Below are 26,461 nucleotides of genomic sequence, written 5' to 3' on the forward strand. Positions count from 1 at the left end.
CGCTCCGGCGCCCCGCTAGGGCGGCCCCGGCCCCACGGCGCCCCGGCCCCACGGCGCCCCGGCCCCACGGCGCCCCGGCTCGCGACCGGCCCGCTCCGTACGCCCGTGCGCCACCCGTTCCACCCGGCCGGGCCCGCCGCCCTGTGCGACGCTGGAGGGTGCGGCGGCGGGGACCGCGGGCGGGGCGCGGTTCCGGGGGAGACACGAGGCGGTACGCAGTGCGGCGAGGACGGTGGCGGACCACGGGCAGCGCCCTGGTGCGGGTGATCCTCGTCTGGGCGGTGTCCACCCTCACCATGCTCGTGCTGGCCGGCATCCTGCCCGACTTCCGGCTCCAGTCCGGCGACGGCGACAGCATCACCGAGATCGGGCTGACCGCTGCCTGGGGCGCCGGGGCCTTCGGCCTGCTGAGCGCACTCGTGTGGCCGGTGTTGGTCCGGGCGCTGCTGCTGGTGCCCGCCCTCGTGCTCGGCGTGCTCGTCTTCTTCCTCAACGGCTCGCTGCTGCTCCTCGCCCTCAGCCTGATCCCCTCCGGCCGCGGCGAAGTGGCCCCGGAGACCGCCGTGGTGGTGGCGGCGGTCATGTCCGCCGTCGCCTCGGCGACCTCGACCGCGCTCGCCGTACGCGACGACGAGGCCTATCGGCGCAGGCTCTACCGGCTGGCAGACCGCCGCCGCCGACGCCTGCGCGGCCGGCCCGGCAAGGGCGCGCCCGGCGCCGGGGAGAGCGCGCCGGGCCTGGTGTTCCTCCAGCTCGACGGTGTCGGTTACGAGGCCCTGCACCGGGCGGCGGGCAACGCCCTGATGCCGACGGTGGCCGGCTGGTTGGACGGCAGCCACCGCATCACGTCCTGGCGCACCGACTGGTCCAGCCAGACCGGCGCCAGCCAGCTCGGGATCCTGCACGGTTCCAACTTCGACGTGCCCGCCTTCCGCTGGTACGAGAAGGACACCGGCGAGGTGATGGTCTGCAACCGGCCCACCAGCGCCGCCGAACTCCAGCGCCGGGCCATCGCGCGCACCAATGACGGCGGGCTGCTGACCCTCGACGGGGCGAGCCGGGGCAACCTGTTCAGCGGCGGCGCCGACCAGCTGGCCCTCGTCCTGTCGGTCTCGGCGCGGCGGGGCCGGGCGAACCGCTCCCGCGCGGGCTACTTCGCGTACTTCTGCGACCCGGCCAACGCCGTGCGCACCGCCTTGTCCTTCACCGCCGAGGCCGTCCGGGAGATCGGCCAGTCGCTGCGGGCCCGAATGCGGGGGGAGCGGCCGCGGGTGGCCCGGGGCGGGCTGTACCCGCTGATCCGGGCGTTCGCGACGGTGGTCGAACGGGACGTCGTCGTGGCGGCGGTGATCGGCGACATGCTCGCGGGGCGCGCCGCGATCTACGCGGACCTGGTCGCCTACGACGAGGTCGCGCACCATTCGGGGCCGCAGGGCCGGGACACCGACCGGGTGCTGGCCCGCCTCGACCGGAGCCTCGCGCTGATCGCCCGGGTCGCCGAGCACGCGCCCCGCACGTACCGGATCGTGCTGCTCTCGGACCACGGCCAGAGCCCGGGGGAGACCTTCCTGGGCCGGTACGGGCTGACCCTGAAGGACCTGGTCCGCGCGGGCTGCGGGCTGCCGGTCTCCCGCCGGGCCGGCCGTACCCGCAGCGGCGCCGAGGCCCGCACGGCGGTGCTCGCGGCCCTGCACCGGCCGGTGGAGGAGGGCGCGGAGGCCCACCCCGAGCGGGGCCCGGACCCGGTGGTGCTGGCTTCGGGCAACCTCGGGTTGATCTCCTTCCCGGACGTGCCGGGCCGGGCCTCGCGGGAGCACATCGACCGGGCGCACCCGGCCTTGCTCGCGACCCTGGCCAACCATCCGGGCATCGGGTTCCTGCTGGTGGACGGGCAGGTGCTGGGCCCGGGCGGGGCGATCGCGCGCCTGGACGAGCCCGGTGCGGCGGAAGGGCTGCTGGCCCGGTTCGGCCCGGGCGCGGCGCAGGCGGTCCGCCGGACCGACAGGTTCCCGCACGTGGCCGACGTCATGGTGAACTCGGCGTACGACCCGCGGACCGGGTCGGTGCACGCCTTCGAGGAGCAGGTCGGCTCGCACGGGGGCCTGGGCGGGGAACAGGGGCACCCGTTCCTGATGTGGCCGACGGAACTGTCCGAGCCGGAGCCCGATCTGGTGGGCGCGGAGGCGGTGCACGAGGTGCTGCGCCGGTGGCTGCGCGAGGCGGACGGCCCTCAGGTGCCGGTGGCTCCGCCGGTGGGCGGGTCGGTCGCGGACCCCACGGCAGTCCCCGCAGGTCAGCTGGCGGAGGAACCCCCGCTCAGGGGCGGAAATGGCGGAAGCTTTCCTTCCACAGAGGTGCCCGCGCAGGACGAAAACCGCTGATTTGGTGCGGCTTTGGGCGTGCCCGACGATATGTCGACCTGTCCAGCATATGAAACACCCGAGGCGTACCACCCGTGAGCTCCACCCTGCACGCCCCCACCCCCACCCCCACCCCGACACCGTCCCCGACACCCGTCGAGGAGGCGGCCGGCCCCCACGCCCGGCGCTTCGGCCTGCCGATCGCGACCTGCCTGGTCATGGGCAACATCATCGGCGGCGGGATCTTCCTGCTGCCCGCCTCGGTGGCCCCGTTCGGCACGATCAGCCTGGTCGCCTTCGGCGTGCTGACCGCCGGTGCGATCGCCCTCGCCCTCGTCTTCGGCCGGCTCGCGCAGCGCCTCCCGCAGACCGGCGGCCCGTACGTCTACGCCCGCGCCGCGTTCGGTGACTTCGCCGGCTTCCTCGCGGCCTGGAGCTACTGGATCACCGCCTGGGTCTCGAACGCGGCCCTCGCGGTGGCGGCCGTCGGCTACCTCACCGTGCTGTTCCCCGCCATCGGCGGGCACAAGGCGGCGATGTGCCTGGCCGCCCTCGCCGTGCAGTGGCTCCCCGCGCTCGCCAACCTGGCCGGCACCCGGTACGTGGGCGCCGTCCAACTGGTCGCCACCGTACTGAAGTTCGCACCGCTGATGCTGGTGGCCGTGGGCGGGCTGTTCTTCTTCGACCCCGCGAACCTGGGCCCCTTCTCGGCCACCGGCCAGAGCCCCGTCGGAGCGGTCTCCGCCGCCGCCGCGATCCTGCTCTTCAGCTACCTCGGAGTGGAGTCGGCCGCCGTCAGCGCGGGCGAGGTCCGCGACCCGGCCCGCAACGTCGGACGGGCCACGGTCCTGGGCACCATCGGTGCCGCCGCCGTCTACCTGCTGGGCACCGTCTCCGTCTTCGGTCTCGTCCCCCACGAGAAACTGGTGTCCTCCCAGGCCCCCTTCACCGACGCCGTCAACGCCATGTTTTCCGCAGACGCAGGGTCCGGCGGCACCTGGGGCGGCACCCTCGTCGCCTGCGCGGCCGTGATCTCGATGCTCGGCGCCCTCAACGGATGGACCCTGCTCAGCGCGCAGACCCCGTACGCCGCCGCCCGCGACGGTCTCTTCCCGAAGGTCTTCGAGACGAAGAAGCGGGGCGTCCCGGTCGCCGGCGTGCTCGTCACCGTCGCCCTGGCCTCCTGCCTGACGGTCTACAACTACACGTGGGGCTCGGCCGGCGTCTTCGAGGTCCTCGTCCTGGTCACCACCTTCACGGCGACCGTCCCGTACTTGCTCTCCACCGCCGCGCAGATCCACTTCCTGCTCTCCGGGCAGTCCGAGCGCGTCCACCGCGGCCGCCTCATCCGCGACGGCGTCCTCGCCTGCCTGGCCTTCGCCTTCTCGATGTGGCTGGTCGCGGGCTCCGGCTACGCAGCCGTCTACCAGGGCGTCCTGTTCCTCTTCGCCGGCGTCCTCTGCTACGCCGTGATGTCCGCGCGAAAGCACCGCGCCACCGCCTGACCTGCGCGGTAGCGTGGAATGAGGGGACAAGCAGGGGGCAGTAAGGGGTCGCGATGTCCGCGATCAGAAAGAGCATCGACATTTCCCGCAGTCCCGAGGAAGTCTTCGACTACATGACGGACCCCAGGCACCTGCCGGAGTGGCAGGACAGCGCCGTCTCCGCCCACCCGCTCGACGGCGCACCCCTCCACCTCGGTTCGAAGGTCGCCGTCACCCGGCGCGTGGGCAAGCGGAGGTTCCCGATGACCATGGAGGTCAAGGAATTCGACCGGCCGCGCAGCTGGCGCCTGCGCGGGGTCGACGGACTCGTGCGCGGCGACGTGCGCGGCACGGTCGTATCCCTCGACGGCGGCAGGCGCTCACGCGTGACCCTGGACCTCGACTTCGAGGGCCACGGCGTCGGCAGGGTCATCGCGCCGCTCGTGGTCAAGCCGTACGCCCGCAAGGAGATGCCGCGCAACGAGGAGAAGCTCAAGCACCTCCTGGAGCACTGAAGGAAGGCCGCCGCGGAAAACCGGGTGCTCCGGGGTACGCGGTGCGCCCACACTGGGCGCGCCACGTACCCCACCCCTGAGGACCGCTTCTCGTGCAGGCTGCCGCCACCGTCACCCCCGCCCAGATCCCCGAGCTGCTGCTGGGACTCGCCACCGTGCGGCCCGTGTTCCTCTGGGGGGCACCCGGAATCGGCAAGTCGTCGCTGGTACGGAAGTTCGCCGAATCCCTCGGCCTGGAATGCGTCAGCCTGCTCGGCACGCAGCTCGCGCCCGAGGACCTGATCGGCGTACCGCAGATCCGCGACGGCCGCTCCGTGTTCTGCCCGCCCGAGGCCATCGCCCGCGACGAGCCGTACTGCCTGTTCCTCGACGAGCTCAACGCCGCTACCCCGGACGTCCAGAAGGCCTTCTACTCACTCATCCTCGACCGCCGGATCGGCAGTTACGAGCTCCCCGCCGGCTCCATCGTCATCGGCGCGGGCAACCGGGCCACCGACAACGCGCTGGCCCGGCCCATCGCCTCCGCACTGGTCAACCGCCTCACCCACGTGCACCTCCAGGCCTCCGCAGGGGACTGGCTGGTCTGGGCCGGGGAGAACGGCATCCACCCCTGGATCACCGACTACCTCACCGACCGCCCCGACCACCTGTGGTCCGCGCCGCCCAAGACGGAGGAGCCCTTCTCCACGCCGCGCTCCTGGCACATGCTTTCCGACGCCCTGCACTCCTTCGGGACCGGCCTGGACGAGCAGACCTTGAAGATCGTCGCGCACGGCACCCTCACCCCGGCGCACGCCGTCTCCTTCTGCGGCTACGCCAAGATCGTCCGCCACACCTTCGGCATCGAAGCGATCATCAAGGGCGACGCGTCCTGGCCCACCCGCCCCGCCGACCGCGATCTTCTCTACTACCTCGCCGAGGCCTTCCGGGGCCGCCTGATCAAGGAGCTCCCGGAGCGCAAGGAGCACGTCTCGCCCGCCGTCCGGCAGACCGCGTACCGGGCGAAGTCCCTGCTCGTGCAGCTCGCCGAGATCTCCGTCGAGGTCGCGCAGACGGTCATCGCCGACGACGCCGACGGCCTGCCGGTACTGCCCGCCTGGTTCCTCGTGGAGGCCGCCCGCGACATGCCGCGGCTCGTCGCGGCGCGCAGGTGAGGCACGCCCCCGGCCCGGCGGGGCCCCGCCGGTCAGGCCCCCGCATCCCCGCCCGGCACGTCCCCGCATCCCGCCCTCCCCGGCACGCCCGCCCTGCCGGCGAGCCCCGCCCGTGAGCCGGAAGTGATCCCGTGACCCGCAAGACCAAGAAGCCCGCCGCCCCGGACCCGGCCACCCTCGCCTACGAGGCGGGCCGGGCCGCGATCCGGCAGAACCCGGCGCTCGGCGCGCTCTGCGCCACCCTCTGCCGCGATGCCCGGTGCGCATCCTGCGCCGCCACCGCCGGCGGGTTGGCCCTCGTCACCTCCAACGGGGTGATCCACGCCCACCCGACCCGCCGCGCCGAGGCGGGCGAGTGGGCCTGGGCCTTCGCCCACTGCCTGCTCCACCTCGGCTTCGGCCACGTACCCGCCGCCAAGGACGAGGACCGCCCGCAGCCCGATTCCGCCGACCTCGCCGCCCGCTGCGCCGTCGTCAACCGCTTCCTGCTGACCTTCCCCGTCGGCCGGACCCCCGACCACCTCCCCGCCGAGTACCCCGGTGGGGACGAGGAGCAGCTCGCGGCCCGCTGGCGCCGCGACGGCGTCCCGGCCGCCCACGCACACTGCGGCGCCGCCGGGGAGCACCCGGACCAGTTCCTGGTCACTTGGGGCGGCGGGCAGCACGACACGGCCCCCGACTGGGAGACCTCCTTCGCGCACGCCCTGACCCGCAGCGTGTCCGCCGCCATGGACACGGCCGGCGGCCGCCGCGACCACGTCACCGGGGAGCGGGTCCGCCAGCACGCCTGGGACCGGGCCCTGAACTGGTTCGTCTCCTCGTACCCGCTCCTCGGCGGCCTCGCCGCAGGCCTGCGGATCGTCGCCGACGCCGAGCTCGCCCGCGCCCAGGACATCGCCGTCGCCGCCGTCAGCGCGAGCGCCGGGGAGATCTACGTCAACCCGCTGCGCAGGTTCACCGACGGGGAGTGGCGCTTCGTCCTCGCGCACGAGATGCTGCACGCCGCCCTGCGTCACGGCGAGCGCTGCGGAGCCCGCGACCCGTACCTGCACAACGTGGCCGCCGACTACGTGGTCAACGGCTGGCTCGTCGAGATGGACGTCGGCGAGATGCCCGAGGGGCTGTTGTACGACCCGGAGCTGAAGGACCTCTCCGTCGAGGAGGTCTACGACCGGATCGCCACCGACCTGCGCCGACTGCGCCGGCTGTCGACCCTGCGCGGCAAGGGCCTCGGGGACGTCCTGGGCGAGCCGCTGACCCATGCGGGCAGCCTCCCGTACACCGATCTGGACGACTTCTACCGGCGCGGCCTGGTCCAGGGCTTCGACCTGCACGCGTACGGCGAGCGCGGGCTGCTGCCCGCCGGGCTGGTCCAGGAGATCCGGGCGCTGGCCCACCCGCCCGTGCCCTGGGACGCGCGGCTCGCCCGCTGGTTCGACGAGTACGTCCCCCGCCCCGAGCCCGTACGGTCCTACGCGCGCCCGGCACGCCGTCAGGCCGCCACCCCGGACATCCCCCGGGCGGGCCGGTACTTCCCGCCCGAGGAGATCGCCCGCTGCACCTTCGGCGTGGTCCTCGACACCTCGGGATCGATGCCCACGGCCCTGCTCGGCAAGGCGCTCGGCGCCATCGCCTCGTACGCGGAAGCCCGCGACGTACCGGCGGCACGCGTCGTGTTCTGTGACGCGGCGCCGTACGACGCGGGCTATCTGCCTCCGGTCGACATCGCCGGCAGGGTGAAGGTGCGCGGGCGCGGCGGGACCGCGCTCCAGCCGGGCATCGACCTACTCCAGCGCGCGGAGGACTTCCCTCCGGGCGCCCCGGTGCTGGTGATCACGGACGGGGGGTGCGACACCCTGCGGATCCGGCGCGAGCACGCCTATCTGGTTCCGCAGGGTGCCTCCCTGCCGTTCACGCCCCGGGGGCCGGTGTTCCGGCTGACCTGACGGTTTAGTCGAGGTAGTCGCGCAGCACCTGCGAGCGGGACGGGTGGCGCAGCTTCGACATGGTCTTGGACTCGATCTGGCGGATGCGCTCACGGGTGACCCCGTACACGCGGCCGATCTCGTCCAGCGTCTTCGGCTGGCCGTCGTTCAGGCCGTACCGCATCGAGACGACGCCCGCCTCACGCTCGGAGAGCGTGCCCAGGATGGACTGGAGCTGCTCCTGGAGGAACGTGAAGGAGACCGCGTCGGCCGGAACGACCGCCTCGGAGTCCTCGATGAGGTCACCGAACTCGCTGTCGCCCTCCTCACCCAGGGGGGTGTGCAGGGAGATCGGCTCGCGGCCGTACTTCTGGACCTCGATGACCTTCTCGGGGGTCATGTCGAGTTCCTTGCCCAGCTCCTCCGGAGTGGGCTCCCGGCCGAGGTCCTGGAGCATCTGGCGCTGCACGCGGGCGAGCTTGTTGATGATCTCGACCATGTGGACGGGGATGCGGATGGTGCGCGACTGGTCGGCCATGGCACGCGTGATCGCCTGCCGGATCCACCAGGTCGCGTAGGTGGAGAACTTGAAGCCCTTGGTGTAGTCGAACTTCTCCACCGCACGGATCAGGCCGACGTTGCCCTCCTGGATCAGGTCCAGGAAGAGCATGCCGCGGCCGGTGTAGCGCTTGGCCAGCGAGACCACGAGACGGAGGTTGGCCTCCAGCAGGTGGTTCTTGGCGCGGCGGCCGTCCTCGACGAGGATCTCCAGCTCGCGCTTGAACGCGGGCTTGTGGTCCTCCTCCTCTTCGAGCTTGTACTCGGAGAAGAGACCCGCCTCGATGCGCTTGGCGAGCTCGACCTCCTGCTCGGCGTTGAGGAGCGGCACCTTGCCGATCAGCTTCAGGTAGTCCTTGACGGGGTCGGCGGTGGCACCGGCCACCATGACCGTCTGCGCCGGGGCGTCGTCCTCGTCGTCGTCGGACAGGACGAAGCCCTGGGTGCCGCTGGCCTTGGGGGCCCCCTCCTCGACGTCGTCGACGAGGTCCTCGGCGGCCCAGTCCTCCCCCTCGGCGGCCGGGTTCTCACCCTCGTCGGAGTCCTTGGCGCTGGTCTTCTTGGCCGCGGCGGTCTTCTTCACCGCGGTCTTCTTCGCGGCGGTCTTCTTGACCGTCCGCTTCTTCGGCTCGGCGACGGCATCGGCCGTCACCTCGTCCTCGGTGGCCGCGGCCGGCGACGTGGATATCGCCGCCGCGGTGGCGGGGACCGCGCTGGTGGCCGAGGCCTTGCGCGCACCGATGGGGCGCGGCGCGGCGGCCGCCTTCTTGGTCACGGTGCGGGTAGGCGCGGCGGCCGCCTTGCGGGGCTTCTTCGCGGCGGCCTTCGTGGCGGGGGCGGCGCTGACGTGCAGCGCGACACCCTCCTCGTCCAGGACCTGGTTCAGGCTGCGCAGGACCCGCTTCCACTGGTCCACCGGGATGCGGCCGGCCTCGAAGGCCTGGCGCACGTCGTCACCGTTGATGTGACCCTGCTCGCGGCCGCGCTCGACGAGCGTGACGAGGGCCTCCGATTCGGCGATCTCCGGAGGGAACGTACGGGACGGGCTGAGCGACACAAGGAGCCTCTCGTTGCGAACAGATAAGGAGTGGGCGGGACATCATCGCGCGGACTCGGGAAACAGACCCGAGGGGGGTCTGTATTCCGGGGCCGCGCGAGGACACCTGTCGGTTCATCGCATGCCCGAGTCGATTCGTTACGCGCTGAATTGAGTGACCTGCGCCACGCTGTGGGCGCGCAACCGATCGGCCGTGGATCCGTCCGCGCCCCGCCGCCCTTCCCATCAGCCCGTTTTGCGGGCCTCGATGAGGAAACGGGCGGTCTGTGCCACGAACGGACCCTCACGTTCGATCTGTTCGTGGAGCTCGCGCAACCGGTCCCGGTACTGCCCGACCGTGAAGCCGGGCACCATCCAGATCACCTTCCGGAGAAAGTAGATCACGGCTCCGATGTCGTGGAACTCCGTTCGCAGTCTTTCGGAGCGCAGATCGACGACTTCGAGGCCGGCCCCGGTGGCGTCGGCGACCGCGTCGTCGGGGTGCCGGCCCCGGCGGACCTGCTCCGGCTGCGGCCCGAGGAAGTACTCGACGAGCTCGAAGACGCTCGCCGGCCCGACCTGCTGCGAGAGGTACGTACCGCCCGGACGCAGGACCCGGGCGATCTCCTCCCACCAGATGGTCACCGGGTGCCGGCTGGTGACCAGCTCGAAGGCCTCGTCGCCGAACGGCAGAGGCGGCTCGTCCGCGTCCGCGACGACGACCGCGCCCAGCGGGTGCAGCAACCGGGTCGCCTTGTCGATGTTCGGCGGCCAGGACTCGGTGGCCACCGTCAGCCGGGGCAGGGTCCCCACCCCGGCGAGCACCTCTCCGCCGCCGGTCTGGATGTCGAGCGCCGACCGGACCCGGGCCAGGCGCTCGCCCATGAGTTTCTGGTAGCCCCACGAGGGGCGCTGCTCGGTGGCCCGGCCGTCGAGCCAGGAGAAGTCCCAGCCGTCGACGGAGACCGACTCGGCCTCGGCGACGAGATGATCGAAAGTGCGCGTCATGTCTTGATCCTCCCAGTCGCGGCGTCGGTGATCCACCGATTTGGCCTGATCTCCGGCTCCCGGGGCCTTCGCGGGCTCCGGATCCGTCGGCGAGGTCCATTACAGTGGGGGCGGGCCGTGACTGGCGTTCGGGTGGATCACCACCGGGGAGCGGCCCGGCGCACGTCCCGTGCGCCCGGCGTACCCCGGGTACGCCGACTGCCGCGCGCCTGGGCGAACCGCGATCCCGCAGCGACGCCCAGGAGACCCCGTGACGACCGCCCAGACCGTTCAGCCGGCCCAGACCGCCCGTCTCATGGACGGCACCGCCCTCGCCCGCCGCATCTCGGAGCAGACCGCCGCCCTCGCGGCGAAGATCACCGAACGCACCGGTACCGCCCCCTGCCTCGCGACCGTGCTGGTCGGCGAGGACCCGGCGTCCGTCACGTACGTACGGATGAAGCAGAACCGTTGCGCCAAGGCCGGCATCACCTCCCGCCACGTGGAGCTGCCCGCCGAGACCACCACCGAAGAGCTCGTCGCCGCCCTCACCGCCCTCTCCGAGGACCCGGAGATCAGCGGCATCCTGCTCCAGCACCCGGTCCCGCACCACATCGACGAGCGCGCCGCCTTCGAGGCCATCGCCCCCGGCAAGGACGTCGACGGCGTCACCATGCACTCCTTCGCCGCCATGGGCTTCGGGCTGCCGGGCTTCGTCTCCTGCACCCCCGGCGGCATCATGCGGCTCCTCGCCGAGTACGACGTGGACCTGACCGGCAAGCACGCCGTCGTCGTCGGCCGCAGCGCGATCCTGGGCAAGCCGGCCGGCATGCTGCTGCTGGAGCAGAACGCCACCGTCACCTATTGCCACTCCCGCACCGTGGACCTGCCCTCGATCGTGCGCCAGGCCGACGTGCTGGTCGCCGCGGTCGGCAAGGCCGAGTTCATCCGCGGCGAGGACATCAAGCCGGGCGCCGTGGTCCTGGACGCCGGTTACAACGAGGGCAACGTCGGCGACGTCCACTTCGAGTCCGCCGCCGCCCGCGCCTCCCTGATCACCCCGGTCCCCGGCGGCGTCGGCCCGATGACCATCGCCGTCCTGCTGGAGCAGACCGTCCAGGCGGCCGCCGCCCAGGCCGGGCTGGCGGTCGCGGACCTCTGACCCGCTCCGCACCACCTCCGCACGCGAACGCCCCGGGCCGGTCGGCCCGGGGCGTTTCGCGTGTGCGGGGCGCTCGCGCACGCGGCTGTGCCGGCACCGCCGGGTGGCCGGATTCTTGCGCCGCCGGAGCCTGCCGGGGGCCGGGGAGGGAGCGGTATCTTTGCGCCCGGGCGCGGGATGACACGTGCAACACGTTTCCTGGGGGAATGCTGATGGACCTGTTCACGCCACTGGAGCTGCCGGGTGGGACGGTCCTGCCGAACCGGCTGGCGAAGGCCGCGATGGAGGAGAGCCTCGCCGGGCCCGGCCAGCTGCCCGACGAGCGCATCGAGCGGCTCTACCACCGCTGGGCGCAGGGCGGCGCCGGACTGCTGATCACCGGGAACGTGATGGTCGACCGCCGCGCACTGACCGCGCCGGGCACGATCGTCCTCGACGCCAGTTCCCCGCTCGACCCCTTCCGCCGCTGGGCCCGGGCCGCGTCCGCGGGCGGCGGGCGGGTCTGGATGCAGATCAACCACCCGGGTCGTCAGGTGGGCTCCGAGATGCCCGGCACGGCCTGGGCGCCCTCCGACATAGGGGTGAACCTCGGCAAGCACACCAAGCGCTTCGCCCGCCCCACCGCGATGACCGAGGCCGACATCGAGGCCACCGTCGCCCGGTTCGCGGTCACGGCCCGGCGGGCCGAGGAGGCCGGCTTCGACGGGGTGCAGATCCACGCCGCCCACGGCTACCTCCTCAGCCAGTTCCTCTCCCCGCTGGTCAACCGGCGCACCGACCGCTGGGGCGGCAGCCTGGACAACCGGGTGCGGCTGCTCACCGAGGTCGTCGCGGCCGTCCGCGCGCAGGTGGGCTCCGGCTTCGCGGTCGGGGTCAAGCTCAACACCGCCGACTTCCAGCGCGGCGGCTTCGACACCGAGGACGCGGCGCGGGTCCTGGCCGTACTCGGTGGCCTCGGCGTCGACCTGGTCGAACTGTCCGGCGGCAGTGTGGAGAGCCCGGCGACCCTGGGCCGCACCGCTGATCTGCGGACCCTTGAGCGGGAGGCGTACTTCCTCGCCTTCGCCGAGCAATTCCTGGACGCGGCCACGATGCCGCTGATGCTGACCGGCGGGATAGGCCGCCACGAGACCGCGCGGAAGGTCCTGGCGCGCGGCGTGTCCGTCGTGGGGCTCGCCTCCGCCCTGGCGTTCCGGCCCGATCTGCCGGTCCGCTGGCGCGCGGGGGAGGACGTACGGGTGCGGGTGGAGCGGCTCCGGTGGAAGGACCGGGACCTGGCCGGCGCCGGACAGCTCGCCTTCGTACGGTTCCAGCTGCACCGGCTGGCCCGCGGCCTGGAACCGCGCCCGGAGGCCTCGCCGCGGGCCGCGTTCGCCCTCGACCAGCTCCAGCACTGGCGCCGGGTACGGTCGTACGGGGCCTGGCTCGCCCGCAATCCCGAGCCGGGGGACGTCCTCGTCGGTTGACGCCGACTGCGGGCTGTCGAGCGTGCGGCTTACGGCAGGGCCGGGTCTCGTCGTGCGGTTGCCACGATGGGGGACGTGCGGAACTCCCGGGCCAGCGCGGCCAGCGGCCGGGAGTCGAGCCGGTACGGCTCCGGCAGCCCCTGGTCGGCCCCGGCCGGATGCTGCCCGTCGCCGTCCGCCCCGGCCCGGTCCGCGGCCTCGGCCGTCTCCGCCGCTTCCCGGCGCCGGCAGGCCGCGGCGAGCATGGCCGCGTCGGCCACGACCGAGGCCTGCGGCTCGGGCAGGCCCTGGCGCAGCGCGGCCTCGTACGCGGCGCCGCGTACGGAGGGGTCGAACCAGCGGCCCAGGGCCAGGATCCCGTCGTCGATCACCGATTCTCGGTGGATCAGCCGGATCCCGATCGGTGACCACCAGGTCAGCGGCACCGTCGTCACGCTCGACGCGGCGAATCCGCGCAGCGCCTTCCACAGCGGGTGCAGCCGCCGGTACTGGCTGAAGTCCCGCCAGGCCGCCGAGCCGCCGACCAGCGGCACGATGAACCCCGACCCCACCATCAGGGCCGCGGCCGAGGCGAACGGCGGGGCCACGTACGTGGACAGGCCGTCCCAGTCGCGGCCCGTCCAGCGGGCGCCCACCGCCGTCCACTTGCTGATCAGGTAGCCCAGGTCCAGCGCCCCGCCGAGCACGATCAGGGCCAGTCCGGTGCGCAGCGGGCGCAGCGAGGGGCGTACGCGCAGCAGCCACTTCCAGCACAGCAGCGTCAGCGTCGAGCTGCCCACGGTGTGCGCGAGCAGGTAGCAGACGATCATCTCGCGCAGCCAGGGCGTGTTGGCGTAGTAGGTGTCCAGGTCGCGCAACCGTTCCACCGGCGCGTCGCCGATCGCGAACAGGACGACGATGAGCAGCGTGACGGCGCTGAAGGCGGCCACCGTCAGCCGGGTCGCGCGCCGCACCACCGCGGGAGGGCCGCCGCCCCACTGCAGGACCAGGACGATGCACGAACCCGAGAACGCGGTCAGCACGCCGTACACCAGCGGGGCCGAGAAGTTGACGATCCCGGTGAGCCGGTTGACCGCGGCGATCGTGGGCGGCGCCGCCAGGAACATGACGAGGCAGCCGACGACGAGCAGGGTGCACACGGCCCGCATGAGCGGCTGGTCCCAGCCCCGGCGCAGGGTCGGCGCCTTGATCAGCAGCGCCAGGATCATCACCGACCCCGGAACGTAGAGGATGAGACCGTCGGTCATCGCGCCTGGCCGACGGGACCGACCGGGCCCACGGGACCGCCGGGGCCCACGGGGTCCAGTCCCGCGACGGCCCGCTCGGCCGCGGTCAGCGGCGGCGCCTTCAGCGCCCCCTGGTCCGAGGCGCGCAGCACGTGCCAGACCACCGAGGGGCGCAGCCAGTACGTGGGCGTGCGGCTCATGGTGATGACCTGGAGGAACGCGGCGGTCAGCGCCTCCCGCGTGGTGGCGCCGGTCATCAGCCGGTTGACGTACGCGTTGAGCAGCCCGACCCCGGCCCGCGGCTTCATGCCGGTGGCCCCCGGATACAGGATGTCCTGGGAGGTGGCGAGCTCCCAGGCGGTGGCCACCTGCGGGACGAGCGCGCACTGCGCCTCGCGGCCGAAGCCGGGATGGGCGAGGCCCTTGGCGCGCAGCAGGGCGCGCACGGCCAGCAGGCCCTGCGCGGCGACGGTCATGCCCTGCCCGTACAGCGGGTTGAAGGTGGCGACGGAGTCGCCGACGGCGAAGAAACCGTCGGGCAGGTCGGCCTTCTCGAAGTAGACCCTGCGGTTGGCGGTGCCCTGGGTGACGGCGACGTCGGTCAGCGGCTTGCGGCCTTCGAGGAGCTCGCCGACGATCGGGTCGCGGATGCCCTTGGCGAACGGGATGAAGAGGTCGGGGTCGCCAGTGGGCTGGCCCCCGCGGGTCCCGGACAGGGTGGCCTGCCACTGGCCGTCCTCGATGGGAACGATCGTCGCGGTCTGGCCGGGCACGTACACCCGCGGATCGGACTGCACGTTGACGATCGGGAAGCCCATCTCGTGGGCCCCGGCGGGGGCTTCGAAGATCCGGGTCGCGTACACGAGACCGGAGTCGACCTGAGCCTGTCTGATCCCGCCGACCCCCAGCTCCTGCAGCCAGGCCCGGGCCCGGGAGCCGCGCCCGCTCGCGTCGACCACGAGATCGGCGGTCAACAGCCGGCCCTCCTCGCCGGCGGTGTCGACGCGGACGCCGGTGACCCGGGCGGCCGTACCCTCCAGGGCCCGTACGCGGCTCTGCTGGAGCGTGGTGACGCCGCGCAGGCCGGTCACCCGGGCGCGGACCACCGAGTCGAGGAGGTCGCGACTGCACGAGATGTTGAACTGCTTCTCCCCGCAGCGCGGGATCCACCCCTGGGCGGTCTTGGTGACCAGGTCGGTGGGCAGGCTGCGGCGGATGGCGCCCGCCGCCGTCCAGTCGTCGGTGATGCCCGGGAGTATCTTCTCGATGGCACGGGCCCCGCCCGACCACATGACGTGGACGTGCCGGGCCTGCGGGAGTCCCCGCCGCGGCGCCGGGCTGTCGGGCAGCGTGTCGGCGTCGATGATCGTGACCGTCGCGTGCTCGGCGAGCACGGCCGCGGCGAGCAGGCCGGCCATGCTCCCGCCGATGACGACGGCGTGGCGGGGCGGGGAGGACTGGGTCATCGTGGTGCTCTCTGTCAGGGCCGTGCGGAGGCAGCGGCGCAGTGAGGTGCGTCGGGAGGGGAGGCGCCGGTCACCGGGGCGTCGTCGGTACCTCGCGGGGACGTGCGCTCAACGGCCCCAGCCGAGCGAGGTCTTGATGCGCTCGATCGCCTCGGGGAACCGCTCTTCGCGGGGCCCCGGCAGGAACGCCTTCAGGAGCTGGCCGAGGTACAGGCCGAAGGTCTCCGCCCGGATCTCCGCCGGGTCCTCCCGGTCGGCGCGGGCGGCCGCCTGCCGGACCACGCTGCCCAGTCCGGTCTCCGAGCGCAGCAGCTCCGCGAGGTCGCCCCGGTCTCCCGTGAGCCGGGCCGCCACGGCCATGCCCGGGCCGTGGCTGTCACAGGTGCCTTCCTCCATGTGCCATAACTCGTGGCAGGCGATGACCAGTTGGTGCTCGGGCCGGGTGCGCTCCTCGATGACGAGCAGGTCGCGCTCCGCCATCTCCAGCCACAACCCGCTGGCCGTGTCGGGCGGGAACCCGGCGAACCGGAAATCCACCTGCCGTCCGCCGCGCCGCCTGCCGTACGCGGCGCACAGGCTCCCGATGATCTCGGCTGCATCGGCCGGTTGCACCAGGCGCGCCTCCGCCAGCAGATATCCGCCGAGTTTCCGCATGGTCCGTGTGGTCCTCATGGCGCTCCCCCCTCGGCAGCCTTCAGGTCGTCGGGCACCGCCATCGGGTGCGCGCGTTCGAGGCCCGCGCCCGGACGGACCAGCACTCCTTCGCGTGCCAGCAGGTCGTCGAGGTGGTCGGCCAGCGACTTCCAGCCCGCCGGAGAGAGCCGCCCGGCCCGTGTGACGATGCTCCGTACATCGTGCGCCCGCAGGACGGCGAGCATCGGGTTTTCCGCGTTCCGCCCGGCGGTTTCCAGCTCGTGCCCGATCCCGGCGAGGGCGGTGGCGAGCGCCTCGGTGTCGTCGGCCAGCAGGAAGCCGCCGTCCACCCCGTAGAACCGTTGGATCCCGGCGGCCGCGGCGAGGTTGGGCAGGCCCTCGCCGCGCGCGAGGCGGGTCAGGGACTGCCCCGACGCGTGGAAGGAGTGGGCGATGGCGGCGAGGGAGTGGGGCTGGCCGTCCGCCCGCGGCCGGGTGCGGCGCAGGTGCTCGAACCGCTGGTGCACCTGCTCCTTCAGCGGGAGCCGGGGCGGTGCGCCGTCGAGGGTGAGCCGGATGTCGTACGGGGGCATGCCCGTCAGGTACGAGAGGTGCCCGAGGTCCGGCGCGGCGCCGGAGCCGGAGCCGGTGGCGGCGAGCGCGCGCTCCACGGCGCACTGGCTGTCGGCGAGGAGGAAGCCCGCGTAGACCCCGAAGAACCGCTGCACGCCGGCCGCGTGGCCCAGCCGGGGCAGTCCGGTGCCCGCGTTGAGGGGGCCGAGGGAGGCGCCGGGCGCCCGGAAGTCCTCCGCGATGGCGGCGAGGGACCATTCGCGGCCGTGCTTGTCGCGTCGGGTGGCCCGCAGCCGCAGGAAGCGGCGGTGCACCCGCAGGCACAAGGGGACCCCGGGCGCGGTCCCGGCCACGACCCGGGGGACGAGCGTGGGCTCGACCCCGCACAGGCGGCTCAGCCGCTCCGGGGACAGCACCTCGGCCGGGTCCCGGCCGGTCCGCTCGGCCAACGCCTCGACGCGGGCCCAGGTGGAGGCCAGATCGGGTCGGGCAGCGGCTGGCACCGTGAGGTTCTCCGTATGTCGACAGGACGTTCGAGAGCTTCGGCTGTGTTGCAGCGTAGCCGTCGACCCCCCGGCGAAACAGGAGAACCCCAACCTTTCTTGCGATGTGACTCAAAGAAGGTTGGCGCCGCCGCCGCGCCCCCAACGGGCATGACTCCAGGGGTAATCGACCGCGGCGCGGCCCGGCGGCACAGTGGAGCCATCGGGTTCCGAGTCCGCGCACTCGGCCTCGGAACCCGTCCCACCAGCACGTTCGACCGTGAGAGCGCGACCGCACCGCCACGGCGACCGCGACCGCGGCCACCCGAACACCCCGACCGCCCCCGGAGGCTGATCCGTCATGTCCGCGACCCTGCTCGGCAGCATCGCCCGCACCACCGTCCCGCAGACCGCGCTGCGCCGCTTCCTGGCCCTCGACTCCGTGGTCACCGCCGGGAACGGCCTCGCGTACACCGTCTTCTGCGCCCCCCTCGGGCGACTGCTCGGCGTCGGCCCGACCACGCTGCTCGAACTCGGCCTGTTCCTGACCCTCTACGGGGCCGGCGTCGGCCTGCTCGCCGCGCGCCGCCGGCCGCCGGTCGGCCCGGTGAAGTTCGTCATCGAGGCCAACTACGCCTGGGCGGCCCTCAGCCTGGTCTCCCTGTTCCTGTGGGACGCCCCCACCACCGCCGGGCTGGTGTGGATCCCGCTCCAGGCGCTCACCGTGGCCGCGTTGGCCCTCTTCCAGCGGCTGGCGCTGCGGTCCGCCTCAGGGCTCCAGTGAGCGCAGGTACTTCACCGTCGCCGGGTCGGCCGGGAGCAGCGTCTCGATGGCCAGCTCGGCGACGGTCACGTCCATCGGCGTGTTGAAGGTCGCGATTGAGGACACGAAGGAGAGCACCTGCCCGTCGTGCTCGATCACCAGCGGGAGCGCGACGTACGGGACGGCCTCCTCGGGCTCGGCTCCGGCGTCGCCGGGCGGCCTCCCGGGGACCGGATAGCCGGCCACCTCCTCGTACAGCGCGCGCAGCGGCGCGGACCGGGACAGTGCGATCTGCCGCTCCATCTGGGCCAGCAGGTGCCCGCGCCACTCCCCGAGGTTGCGGATCCTCGGCGCCAGCCCCTCGGGGTGCAGGGTGATCCGCATGGCGTTCAGCGGCGGGGCCAGCAGGTGCCCGGGCAAGCCGTCGAGCAGCATCGCGATACCGCGGTTGGCGGCGACGACGTCGTACGCGGCGTCCACGATCAGTGCCGGATACGGCTCGTAGCCGGTCAGTAGCCGCTCCAGGCCCTCGCGCAGCGTCCCCATCGACGGGTCGTCGAGCGGGGTCTGTGCGTAGTGCGGGGCGTAACCCGCAGCGAGGAGCAGCGCGTTGCGGTCACGGACGGGCACGTCGAGGTGGTCCGCGAGCCGCAGGACCATGTCCCTGCTCGGCCGGGACCGACCGTTCTCGATGAAACTGATGTGTCGCGACGAGGAGTCGGCGCGGCCCGCCAGTTCCAGTTGGCTGATGCCGCGCCGCTCCCGCCAGGTGCGCAGCAGGGGTCCGACGGACGGGGTGGAGGTCATGCCCCGACGATAGGGCCCGTCGTCCGGACCGGGCCCTGGCCGGGGCGCTCAGCCCAGGTCGAAGACGTTGCGCAGGCCGAGTCGGTGGCGCCACAGGTCGTGCCGCTTGAAGGACTCCATCTCCGGGGCGTGGTACATCGGCAGGACCGCGCACCGCTGCGCCGTCGAACCGTCGCTGTCCAGCAGGGCGTTGACGGCCGCCCGGGCCGAGGCGTTGGCGCCCTCCATCGTCGCCAGATCGATGTCGACGGCCACGTAGTCCCCGCTGAGGAAGAAGTTGGGGATGCGGGTGTCCGCGCTCGGCCGGTTGTGGAAGGTGCCGGTGGGGTGGATCAGCAGCTGGTCCTGGTTGGTGGGGTTCGGGGTGCCGAGCCCGTCCACCCCCGGGTCCAAGAACCACGAGTGCAGGGTGCGGTCGGTCAGGGGCGTCTTCCCGGTGTCGTTCAGGGAAGCCTTCAGCTGCGCCCACACCTCGCGGGCGACCTCCTCGCGGGTGCACTGCTTGGCCGTCTTCCCGTACAGGATCCCCGGCTTGTCCCAGTCGGAGATGTCCACCGACAGGCAGTCCACCGCCACCCCGTCGCCGTAGGCGGCCGGGAAATCGCGGGCCGGCCAGTGCTCAGCCTGCTGGATCGCCGTCAACGACCAGGGCGAATCGATGCAGTTGAGGTGCCCGTGGACGAGGGGTGCGCGTTCGGTGAGGTAGAACTGGATTCCGGTCATCCAGTCGGTCTCCAGGAGGTCGCAGCGGCCCAGCATCGGGTCCGCGGCCCGCAGCCCCGCGCTCCAGGTGCGCCGGGCGTGCTCGACGGGCAGGGCGCTGACGTAGTGGTCCGCGGTGACGTCCTGCCGGGCCCCGGCCGGGTCCAGGGCCGTGACCCCGCTGACCCGGCCGTCCCCGTACCGCACCTCCTGGACCGACCAGCCGATCCGGAACTCCACGCCGAGCGAGCGCAGATGGGCTTCCCAGGGGTCGATCCACGCTTCGTTGGTTGGCAGGTTGAGGATCCGGTCCGGCGGCCCGTCCGCGCCGCGTCCCAGCGCGTTGAAGACGAAGGCCTCGCCGAGGGCGCCGACGGTACGGGTGGAGGCCTCCTCGGCCTTGGTGGCGACGATGTTGCGGGTGATGCCGACGGCGAGGATGCGCTGGTACTCGTTCGACATCTGCGCGGCCCGCACGAACTCCCACCAGGGGGTGTGTTCCCAGACCTCCTTGCGGCGCTCGTCGCAGCTGGTGAGGAAGACCAGGACGCGGTCGACGAAGTACGCGCTCTCGTGCGCCGGCAGTCGGACGAGCGACTGCAGGAGGCCGGTCAGGGCGCGGCGGATCTCGTCGGGCGTCAGCGCGGCGGGGGAGTGGTCGGGCCAGGGGATGGGGGCGCGCAGGTCCTCGCGGCCGGCCGCCCGGGCGAACATCATCTCGGGCGGGGCCACGAGGTTGTCCCACACGCCGTGGGCGTTGCCGGGGAAGGGGATGCGCCGCATGGTGTCGGGCAGGTTGTGGTAAATGCCTGGGATGAAGCGGAACCCGTGCTCGGCAGGCAGGGGCCGGCGGCCGCCGCGGGCGCTGCCGGGGACGTCCATGCTGCGGGCCTTGCCGCCGAGTGCGCGGCGCTCGTAGACGGTGACGGCGTAGCCGCGCTCGGCGAGTTCGTGGGCCGCGGTGAGCCCGGCGACCCCGCCGCCGAGGACGGCGACCCGGCGGCCGTTCGGGGCTGCGGCGGTCCGGGGGGTCCGGTCTGCGACCGGCTGCGGGGACCGGGCGCGGGCGGGGGCGGCGACGGCCCCGGTGGTTCCCAGCGTCCCGGCGGTGGCGGCGGCGCCGGCGATGAACGTGCGCCTCGAACTGCCGGTGCTGCCCGTGCTGCCCGTGCTGCCTGTGCTGCGCCTGCGCGTCATGAGGAAGCCCCTTTGGTGTCCGGTCCGAAGCGGAGGCCGATGTGCATTACCGGCGGTAACAGTGGCGTTCGGCGCAGGAGCATAAGGGCGCCACCGCGGACCCGGAAGGCTCGGAAGCACCCGCACGCACTATGGCGCGAAACCTTCCCTCCGGCGTGCGCTGTGGGAACCTTGACCACACGTCGGAAAACGGGCCCCCACGGTGAAGGAGCATGCCGATGGCAGACGAGCCGCTTTCGCAGAAGGAGATCGAGGACCGGTTGCGGGAACTCCCCGGCTGGGCCTTCGAGGACGACCGGATCATCCGCACCTACCGGCTGGGCACCCACTTCGCGGCGAGCGCGCTCGTCGTCCACATCGCCACGGTCCAAGAGGAGTTGAACCACCACTCCGACCTGACCCTCGGCTACAACACGGTCCGGGTGTCCGTGAACACGCACAGCGCCGGCGACGCCGTCACCGGCGCCGACTTCGCGCTGGCCGAACGGGTCGAGGCCCTCGCTCCCGCCCACGGCGCGAGCTGACGCCGACGGCGAAGCCGCTGCTCGACCACCACCACGCCGAGGCCGCCGCGCACGACGCCACCGCGGTGGCACCCCGTGCGCCCGGCTGCCGTCGCCGCGGCGCTCGGCCCGCACCCGCCCGAAGCCCGGTACGAACGCCCGCCGTCAGGGGCGGCGACTGCGGTGCGCCCGTGAACGGGAGTCCGCACGGGGTGAAGGCAATGTGAGGACGTCCCTGAGGTCCCGACCGAACGACGTGCGCAACTTCGCCCGCCTGTGCCCGCGCAACCACCGTGAGGCGACGGACGGCGGGGAAGCCGAGGCCCTCTGGTCCTGGGGCGACCCCGCCCGCGACTCCTCAGGAGGGTTCGAGGTGCCACCACTGGGCGGGGGAGTCGGTGTCCTCGCACACGCGGGCCCGGCCCTCCTCGTCCGCCTCCAGCGGCAGGCCGCTGATGCAGGCGATCAAGGACACCACCCCGGGATCGTCGAGATGCTCCTCGATGATCCACTCCTGCGCGCCGAACGCGTTCGCCCGCCACACCTGGACCCGGGTGCCGCTCTCCGTGGACGCGTTGGCGACGTCCAGCAGCTTGTCGTTGTGCACGCTGACGACGTGGACGATCCCGCCTCCGCTGTGGACCGGCACGATCCGCCACAGCCCGGCCGCCGGTGGCGAGGGCGGGCCGTCCGGGCCCACTCCCACCCGGGTGCCGCCCTCCAGCCGGAGCAGCAGGCCGCTGGCGGCGTTGCGGATCCGGTGGACCCCGGCGCTCACGGGCACCTGCGGCTCAGACGTCGAAGACGGCCGGATCCGGCCCGATCCGCCCCGCCGAGGGACCCGTAGCCAGCGCGTCCAGCGCGGCGCGGTCCGCAGCGTCCAGCTCGAAGCCGAAGACGTCCAGGTTCTCCCGGATCCGCGACGGGGTCACCGACTTCGGGATCACGATGTTCCCGAGGTCCAGGTGCCAGCGCAGCACCACCTGGGCGGCGGAACGCCCGTGTTTGGCGGCGGTCTCGGCGACCGCCGGGAGCGTCAGCAGCTCCTTGCCCTGGCCGAGCGGGGACCAGGCTTCGGTGGCGATGCCGAGCCGGGAGTGCAGGGCGCGCAACTCGGGCTGCGGGAACAGCGGGTGCAACTCGATCTGGTTCACGGCCGGGACCAGCGTGCTCTCTGCGCCGAGCCGCTCCAGGTCGGCCGGGCGGAAGTTCGACACGCCGACGGAATGGGCGCGGCCGCTCTGCGCGATCTCCTCGAACGTCTTCCAGATGGCGAGGAAGTCGTCGCGCATCGGGCGCGGCCAGTGGATCAGGTACAGGTCGATGTGTTCGAGGCCCAGCTTGTCCAGGGAGTGGTCGAACGCGCGCAGCACGTCGTCGCGGCGCCAGGTCCGGGAGCGGCCGTTCCACAGTTTGGTGGTGACGAACAGCTCTTCGCGCGGCACCCCGGAAGCGGCGAGGGCCTGGCCGATGCCCTTCTCGTTGCCGTACGCGGCCGCCGTGTCGATGCTCCGGTACCCCGCCTCCAGCGCCGCCCCGACGGCCTGCGCGGCTTCGGAGTCCGGGACCTGGAAGACGCCGAAACCGAGCTGGGGCATGGGCGTGCCGTTGTTGAGCCAGATGGCGGGGACCTGGTTCACGTCTGGCTGTTCCCTCTGGTCGGCGGGCTGGGGCGCGCTCCGGCTGGGCGGTCAGGTACCGGGTGCGAGCGGCGACGGCCGGCCGCCGCGGCGATCGTAGTCCCGCCAGAGTCCGGCAGGGCCGGACTGCTGCCGGACACACCGTCAGGACACCCCCAGATAGGCCTGCCGGACGAGCGGATCGGCCCGGACCTCGGCGGGCGGGCCCTGCGCGAGGACCGTTCCGAGGTCCAGGACGACCACCCGTGTGCAGAGGTCCATCACGAAGGCCACGTCGTGTTCCACCAGCAGCACCGCGCAGCCCTCCTCCTCGGCCAGCCGCCGGACGACCGCCGCGAGCTGCTCGCGTTCGGTGGCCGACAGGCCGGACGCGGGCTCGTCCAGCAGCAACACCTGCGGCGGATCGGCGACGGCCCGGGCCAGCTCGACCATCCGGGCCCGGCCCACCGGAAGCCCGGCCGCGGGCAGCGCCCCCAGCGCCCCGATCCCGCAGGCGGCGAGGACGCGCTCCCCCCGCTCCCGCCGCTCCCGCTCCCGACGGCGCCGGGCCGGGGACCCGAGCAGGTCGGCGGCGAGCCCGCCCCCGCCGCCGCGCCACTCCTGCGCGACGAGCAGGTTGTCGGCCACGCTGAGCTGCCCGAACAGCTGCTGGCGCTGGAACGTCCGGCGCATCCCGTGCCGGGCCCGCCAGACCGGCGAACGGCGGGTGACGTCCTCTCCCCGAAGGCGCACCCGGCCCCGGTCGGGCCGCCGGATCCCGGACAGCACGTCGAACAGCGTGGTCTTCCCGGCCCCGTTCGGCCCGATCAGCCCGCACACCTCCCCGGCGCGGACGCCGAGGTCCACCCCCGTCAGAGCCTTCACCCCACCGAACCGGACGCCGATCCCGGAGCCCTCAAGCACGTACGGCGCCGTCATGGCGTCCTCCCCAGATAGGCCGCGGCGAGCCGGTCGGCCTCCACCTCGCCGCGTGGACCGCACCACGAGACCCGCCCCCGGGAGAGGTACGCGACGGTGTCGGCGACCCCGAGGATCCCGGCGGCCTTCTCCTCCACCAGCAACAGCGCGGTCCCGGCGTCCCGGAGCTCGGTGAGCAGTCCGTACACCTCCTCCACCACCCTCGGCGCCAGCCCGAGCGAAGGCTCGTCGGCGATCAGCACCTCGGGCGGGCGCTGCAGCAGCGGGGCGAGGGCCAGCATCTGCTGCTCGCCGCCGGACAGCGCCCCGGCGGCGACGCCCCGCCGCTCCCGCAGCCGCGGGAACCGTGCGTAGACGGCGTCCCGTTCGGCTGGGTCCCTCAGGTACAGCGCCAGGTTCTCCTCGACGTCGAGGGAGGGGAAGATCCCCCGCCCTTCGGGAGCGAGCAGCACCCCGCGGCCGGCCCGCCGCACGGGCCCGTCGCGGGTCACGTCCCGCCCCCGTACGAGGACCCGCCCGCTCCCGGCGGCCAGGGCCCCGGCGGCCACCCGGCACGCGGTGCTCTTGCCGGCCCCGTTGGGTCCGAGCACGACGAGGATCTCCCCTTTCCGGACGGCGAGATCGACCCCGTGCAGTACGAGGCCGCCGTCGTACCCGGCGGTGACGCCCCGCAGCTCCAGCACGGGAACTGCGGGGCCTTCCGCCACCCCGCCCCTTCCCGGAACCGGGGCTCTGCCCCGGACCCCGTTCATGCGCTGTGCGCCCGTGCCCGTGCCCGCGCCCGCGCTCTCGGACGGCGGGCGGCCCGACTCGGCCCCGCCGGCGTTCGAGGCGTGGGTCCGGGCAGTGCCCGGGAAACGGCGAAGGGGCGGAGCGGGGGAGAGCCCCCCGGGGACCGCGGTCCCGCCGACGGCCCGGGGCCCGGGGACGGCCCGGCTTGCGCGGGCGGTCCCCTGATCCGCTGGGGCTCCGGCGCCGGCCCGGGCCACGGCCCGCCGTCGGGCGAGCCGTACCGGGATCGCGGCGCAGTACCCGTCCGGGTCGTTGGCGAGTGCCAGTCCCGCCAGCCCGAACAGGATCACCGGCACGTACCCCGACGCCGTCACGAAATCGGCCAGCACGCGCGGGGCCACGGCGTACACGACCCCCGCCACCACCGCGTACTGCGGCCGCCGCAGCCCCGCGGCGACCACGACCGCCAGCCACACCAGTCCCGTCATCGCCGTGAAGTCCGTCGCCGTGATCCGGGTGTTGTACGAGGCGAGCAGCACGCCGCCGAACCCGGCCAGGCCCGCGGAGAGCGTGAACAGCAGCAGCTTCGTGCGCAGTACCGACACCCCCGAGGCCATCGCCGCCGCCGGAGCCGACCGTACAGCCAGCATCGCCCGCCCCGACGGCGAGTTCCGCAGCGCGCTCAGCCCGGCCGCGCACACGGCGACGACCACCACCAGCGCCACCCCCAGCGCGCGGTCGTCGCCGAGGTCCACCGGTCCGAGCACGGGCCGCGGGACCGTCCATCCGGAGTCCCCGTTGCGCAGCCACCGCAGCTGGAACAACACCTGGTCCGCGAGGAACGCCAGGGCCAGTGTCGCCAGGGCCAGCGTCCGCCCGCCCAGCCGCAGTGCGGGAAGTGCGACCAGCGCCCCGAGCAGCGCCGCCGCGCAGGTCCCCACCGCCAGCGCCGCCGCGAACGGCCAGCCGCGGCTCATCAGCAGCCCCGCGACCAGCGCGGCTCCCGTCACGAAGGTGCCCTGCGCCAGCGACACCATCGCCCCGAGCCCGGTCACCACCGTGAAGGACATGAACACCAGGCCGAAGGCCAGCCCCTGGGCGAGCAGCCCGCTCCAGAAGGGCGTGGTCACCGTGTAGAACGCGACGCACAGCGCCCCGCAGAGCACCGCCCACACCCCCCACCGCCGGCCCCACGGGGCGCCGGCCGGATGGTCCGCGGGCGCCGGGTCCGCGGCCGCGGTACCCGCCGTCCGGGCCCGCCGGGTCAGCACCAGCAGTCCGCCGAACAGGATGAGGAAGGGCACCGCCGTCCGGAACCCGGTGATTCGATCGGCGAAGGACGCGTACCCGGCGACCAGGTTCTGCAGCACTCCCAGCCCCAGTCCGCCCGCGAACGCGAGCGGCACGGACACGAACCGCCCGAGCACGGCCGCCGTCGCCGAGACGAACAGGAACAGCGTGAAGTCGTGCGCCGACAGCCCCAGCAGCGGCGTCGCCAGCACGCCCGCGAGCCCCGCCAGTGCGGACGCGATCATCCAGGCCACGGACGACAGGCGGTCGGCGCTGATCCCGCGCAGCTCGGTAAGCGAGCGGTCGTCGACGGCGGCCCGCAGGTGCAGCCCCAGCCGCGTGTGCCGCATCAGCGCCCACAGGGCCACCGCCACCACCGCCGTCACCACCCAGGTGATCAGCTGGTCGGAGTCGATGCCGACGCCCTCGGCGAGCTGCCAGGACCGTGCCGGGCTCGGCCCCACCCCCGGCAGCCCGAACCGGTTCTCCGCGGGTTCGACGGGTGCGCCCGCGTCGGCCAGCAGCTCCACGGCCCACAGTCCGGCCGCCGGCAGGGCCACCAGCAGCCCGATCGTGGCCACGATCTGCGCCGTCTCACCGACGCGGGCGAGCCGCCGGAACATCAGCCGGTCCAGTCCCCAGCCGAGCCCGGGGGCCAGTACGCACACCACCAACAGGGCCGCCGGGACGGCCGGCCAGCCCAGCCCGGAGTGCACCTCGTAGAAGGTCAGGGCGCACAGGTAGGCGGTGGCCCCGTGCGCGAAGTTGAAGAGCCCGGACGCCGAGTACGACAGCACCAGCCCGGTGGCGAGCAGTGCGTACAGGGCGCCGGAGACCAGACCGCTCAGGACGAAGACGAGCAGATCTCCCATGGGACCGGTC

The 26,461-nt window shown here is 73.3% G+C and carries 21 protein-coding genes; 9 read left to right on the forward strand and 12 right to left on the reverse strand.

Annotation, left to right across the window (positions count from 1 at the left end; genetic code table 11):
• Positions 1 to 218 precede the first annotated feature (218 nt).
• From OG974_RS03320 to OG974_RS03340, 5 genes are all read left to right on the forward strand, one after another.
• Positions 219 to 2,381: a phage holin family protein gene (locus OG974_RS03320; RefSeq protein ID WP_327279443.1), complete on the forward strand. Its 2,163-nt coding sequence runs from the start codon at positions 219 to 221 to the stop codon at positions 2,379 to 2,381.
• A gap of 74 nt (positions 2,382 to 2,455) precedes the next feature.
• Entirely contained in the window at positions 2,456 to 3,865 is a 1,410-nt protein-coding gene (locus OG974_RS03325; RefSeq protein ID WP_371645345.1) for an amino acid permease, read from the forward strand.
• A gap of 53 nt (positions 3,866 to 3,918) precedes the next feature.
• Entirely contained in the window at positions 3,919 to 4,359 is a 441-nt protein-coding gene (locus OG974_RS03330) for an SRPBCC family protein (RefSeq protein WP_327279444.1), read from the forward strand.
• A gap of 92 nt (positions 4,360 to 4,451) precedes the next feature.
• Positions 4,452 to 5,513: a MoxR family ATPase gene (locus OG974_RS03335; protein ID WP_327279445.1), complete on the forward strand. Its 1,062-nt coding sequence runs from the start codon at positions 4,452 to 4,454 to the stop codon at positions 5,511 to 5,513.
• Between the two features lie 131 nt (positions 5,514 to 5,644).
• Positions 5,645 to 7,459 carry a hypothetical protein gene (locus OG974_RS03340; RefSeq protein WP_327279446.1) on the forward strand — a complete coding sequence of 605 codons (1,815 nt, stop codon included), beginning with the start codon at positions 5,645 to 5,647 and terminating at the stop codon, positions 7,457 to 7,459.
• Between the two features lie 4 nt (positions 7,460 to 7,463).
• On the opposite strand, the gene OG974_RS03345 is transcribed toward OG974_RS03340, so the two are convergent.
• A complete protein-coding gene (locus OG974_RS03345; RefSeq protein WP_327279447.1) occupies positions 7,464 to 9,053 on the reverse strand; it encodes an RNA polymerase sigma factor in 1,590 nt (529 codons plus the stop codon).
• A gap of 225 nt (positions 9,054 to 9,278) precedes the next feature.
• On the reverse strand, positions 9,279 to 10,040 hold the full coding sequence (locus OG974_RS03350; RefSeq protein ID WP_327279448.1) for a class I SAM-dependent methyltransferase: 762 nt from the start codon (positions 10,038 to 10,040) through the stop codon (positions 9,279 to 9,281).
• A gap of 295 nt (positions 10,041 to 10,335) precedes the next feature.
• Here OG974_RS03350 and OG974_RS03355 point away from each other — a divergent pair, with 295 nt between their 5' ends.
• Positions 10,336 to 11,181: a bifunctional 5,10-methylenetetrahydrofolate dehydrogenase/5,10-methenyltetrahydrofolate cyclohydrolase gene (locus OG974_RS03355; RefSeq protein ID WP_327285848.1), complete on the forward strand. Its 846-nt coding sequence runs from the start codon at positions 10,336 to 10,338 to the stop codon at positions 11,179 to 11,181.
• A 212-nt stretch (positions 11,182 to 11,393) separates the two neighbouring features.
• Positions 11,394 to 12,647, forward strand: a complete 1,254-nt coding sequence (locus tag OG974_RS03360; protein WP_327279449.1) for an NADH:flavin oxidoreductase/NADH oxidase family protein — start codon at positions 11,394 to 11,396, stop codon at positions 12,645 to 12,647.
• A gap of 29 nt (positions 12,648 to 12,676) precedes the next feature.
• Here OG974_RS03360 and OG974_RS03365 read toward each other — a convergent pair whose 3' ends face one another.
• The 4 genes from OG974_RS03365 to OG974_RS03380 form a co-directional block, all read right to left on the reverse strand.
• Complete coding sequence (locus OG974_RS03365; RefSeq protein WP_327279450.1) at positions 12,677 to 13,894, reverse strand: MAB_1171c family putative transporter; 1,218 nt, start codon at positions 13,892 to 13,894, stop codon at positions 12,677 to 12,679.
• On the reverse strand, positions 13,891 to 15,339 hold the full coding sequence (locus OG974_RS03370; RefSeq protein WP_327279451.1) for a pyridine nucleotide-disulfide oxidoreductase: 1,449 nt from the start codon (positions 15,337 to 15,339) through the stop codon (positions 13,891 to 13,893). Before OG974_RS03370 ends, OG974_RS03365 begins: the two co-directional genes overlap by 4 nt.
• 108 nt (positions 15,340 to 15,447) lie before the next feature.
• Complete coding sequence (locus OG974_RS03375) at positions 15,448 to 16,011, reverse strand: toxin-antitoxin system, toxin component (RefSeq protein WP_327279452.1); 564 nt, start codon at positions 16,009 to 16,011, stop codon at positions 15,448 to 15,450.
• Positions 16,008 to 17,048, reverse strand: a complete 1,041-nt coding sequence (locus tag OG974_RS03380) for a hypothetical protein (protein ID WP_327279453.1) — start codon at positions 17,046 to 17,048, stop codon at positions 16,008 to 16,010. The genes OG974_RS03375 and OG974_RS03380 overlap by 4 nt, the downstream gene beginning before the upstream one ends.
• A gap of 340 nt (positions 17,049 to 17,388) precedes the next feature.
• Here OG974_RS03380 and OG974_RS03385 point away from each other — a divergent pair, with 340 nt between their 5' ends.
• Entirely contained in the window at positions 17,389 to 17,811 is a 423-nt protein-coding gene (locus tag OG974_RS03385) for a hypothetical protein (protein ID WP_328764267.1), read from the forward strand.
• Here the strand turns inward: OG974_RS03385 and OG974_RS03390 are convergent.
• Together OG974_RS03390 and OG974_RS03395 are read right to left on the reverse strand one after the other, a co-directional pair.
• The gene (locus tag OG974_RS03390; RefSeq protein WP_327279455.1) at positions 17,797 to 18,597 is read right to left on the reverse strand and encodes a helix-turn-helix transcriptional regulator; all 801 of its coding nucleotides are present in this window, start codon (positions 18,595 to 18,597) and stop codon (positions 17,797 to 17,799) included. The two genes, OG974_RS03385 and OG974_RS03390, sit on opposite strands and share 15 nt — an antisense overlap.
• 48 nt (positions 18,598 to 18,645) lie before the next feature.
• Positions 18,646 to 20,496 (reverse strand): FAD-dependent oxidoreductase, encoded by a 1,851-nt coding sequence (locus tag OG974_RS03395; RefSeq protein WP_329315098.1) that lies wholly within the window; start codon positions 20,494 to 20,496, stop codon positions 18,646 to 18,648.
• 218 nt (positions 20,497 to 20,714) lie between these two features.
• On the opposite strand from OG974_RS03395, the gene OG974_RS03400 reads away from it, so the two are divergent.
• Positions 20,715 to 21,020, forward strand: coding sequence for a 4a-hydroxytetrahydrobiopterin dehydratase (locus tag OG974_RS03400; RefSeq protein WP_327279457.1), 306 nt, complete (start codon positions 20,715 to 20,717; stop codon positions 21,018 to 21,020).
• A 337-nt stretch (positions 21,021 to 21,357) separates the two neighbouring features.
• Here OG974_RS03400 and OG974_RS03405 read toward each other — a convergent pair whose 3' ends face one another.
• The 4 genes from OG974_RS03405 to OG974_RS03420 all read right to left on the reverse strand — a co-directional run bounded on the left by OG974_RS03405 (position 21,358) and on the right by OG974_RS03420 (position 26,451).
• The gene (locus OG974_RS03405) at positions 21,358 to 21,777 is read right to left on the reverse strand and encodes an RICIN domain-containing protein (RefSeq protein ID WP_327279458.1); all 420 of its coding nucleotides are present in this window, start codon (positions 21,775 to 21,777) and stop codon (positions 21,358 to 21,360) included.
• Positions 21,778 to 21,790: 13 nt separating this feature from the next.
• On the reverse strand, positions 21,791 to 22,639 hold the full coding sequence (locus OG974_RS03410) for an aldo/keto reductase (protein ID WP_327279459.1): 849 nt from the start codon (positions 22,637 to 22,639) through the stop codon (positions 21,791 to 21,793).
• 144 nt (positions 22,640 to 22,783) lie between these two features.
• A complete protein-coding gene (locus OG974_RS03415) occupies positions 22,784 to 23,557 on the reverse strand; it encodes an ABC transporter ATP-binding protein (RefSeq protein WP_327279460.1) in 774 nt (257 codons plus the stop codon).
• Positions 23,554 to 26,451 carry an ATP-binding cassette domain-containing protein gene (locus OG974_RS03420; protein ID WP_327279461.1) on the reverse strand — a complete coding sequence of 966 codons (2,898 nt, stop codon included), beginning with the start codon at positions 26,449 to 26,451 and terminating at the stop codon, positions 23,554 to 23,556. Before OG974_RS03420 ends, OG974_RS03415 begins: the two co-directional genes overlap by 4 nt.
• Between the last annotated feature and the right edge of the window lie 10 nt (positions 26,452 to 26,461).

Origin of the sequence: Streptomyces sp. NBC_00597, assembly GCF_041431095.1 — a bacterium.
In the GTDB taxonomy this organism is placed as follows: domain Bacteria; phylum Actinomycetota; class Actinomycetes; order Streptomycetales; family Streptomycetaceae; genus Streptomyces.

What these genes read in the sequence shown, in the direction of transcription:
- OG974_RS03330 (WP_327279444.1), top strand. Translation starts at nt 3,919, where the DNA reads ATGTCCGCGATCAGAAAGAGCATCGACATTTCCCGCAGTCCCGAGGAA.
- OG974_RS03350 (WP_327279448.1), bottom strand. Translation starts at nt 10,040, where the DNA reads ATGACGCGCACTTTCGATCATCTCGTCGCCGAGGCCGAGTCGGTCTCC.
- OG974_RS03355 (WP_327285848.1), top strand. Translation starts at nt 10,336, where the DNA reads ATGGACGGCACCGCCCTCGCCCGCCGCATCTCGGAGCAGACCGCCGCC.
- OG974_RS03360 (WP_327279449.1), top strand. Translation starts at nt 11,394, where the DNA reads ATGGACCTGTTCACGCCACTGGAGCTGCCGGGTGGGACGGTCCTGCCG.
- OG974_RS03365 (WP_327279450.1), bottom strand. Translation starts at nt 13,894, where the DNA reads ATGACCGACGGTCTCATCCTCTACGTTCCGGGGTCGGTGATGATCCTG.
- OG974_RS03370 (WP_327279451.1), bottom strand. Translation starts at nt 15,339, where the DNA reads ATGACCCAGTCCTCCCCGCCCCGCCACGCCGTCGTCATCGGCGGGAGC.
- OG974_RS03375 (WP_327279452.1), bottom strand. Translation starts at nt 16,011, where the DNA reads ATGAGGACCACACGGACCATGCGGAAACTCGGCGGATATCTGCTGGCG.
- OG974_RS03385 (WP_328764267.1), top strand. Translation starts at nt 17,389, where the DNA reads ATGTCCGCGACCCTGCTCGGCAGCATCGCCCGCACCACCGTCCCGCAG.
- OG974_RS03390 (WP_327279455.1), bottom strand. Translation starts at nt 18,597, where the DNA reads ATGACCTCCACCCCGTCCGTCGGACCCCTGCTGCGCACCTGGCGGGAG.
- OG974_RS03395 (WP_329315098.1), bottom strand. Translation starts at nt 20,496, where the DNA reads ATGACGCGCAGGCGCAGCACAGGCAGCACGGGCAGCACGGGCAGCACC.
- OG974_RS03400 (WP_327279457.1), top strand. Translation starts at nt 20,715, where the DNA reads ATGGCAGACGAGCCGCTTTCGCAGAAGGAGATCGAGGACCGGTTGCGG.
- OG974_RS03415 (WP_327279460.1), bottom strand. Translation starts at nt 23,557, where the DNA reads ATGACGGCGCCGTACGTGCTTGAGGGCTCCGGGATCGGCGTCCGGTTC.
- OG974_RS03420 (WP_327279461.1), bottom strand. Translation starts at nt 26,451, where the DNA reads ATGGGAGATCTGCTCGTCTTCGTCCTGAGCGGTCTGGTCTCCGGCGCC.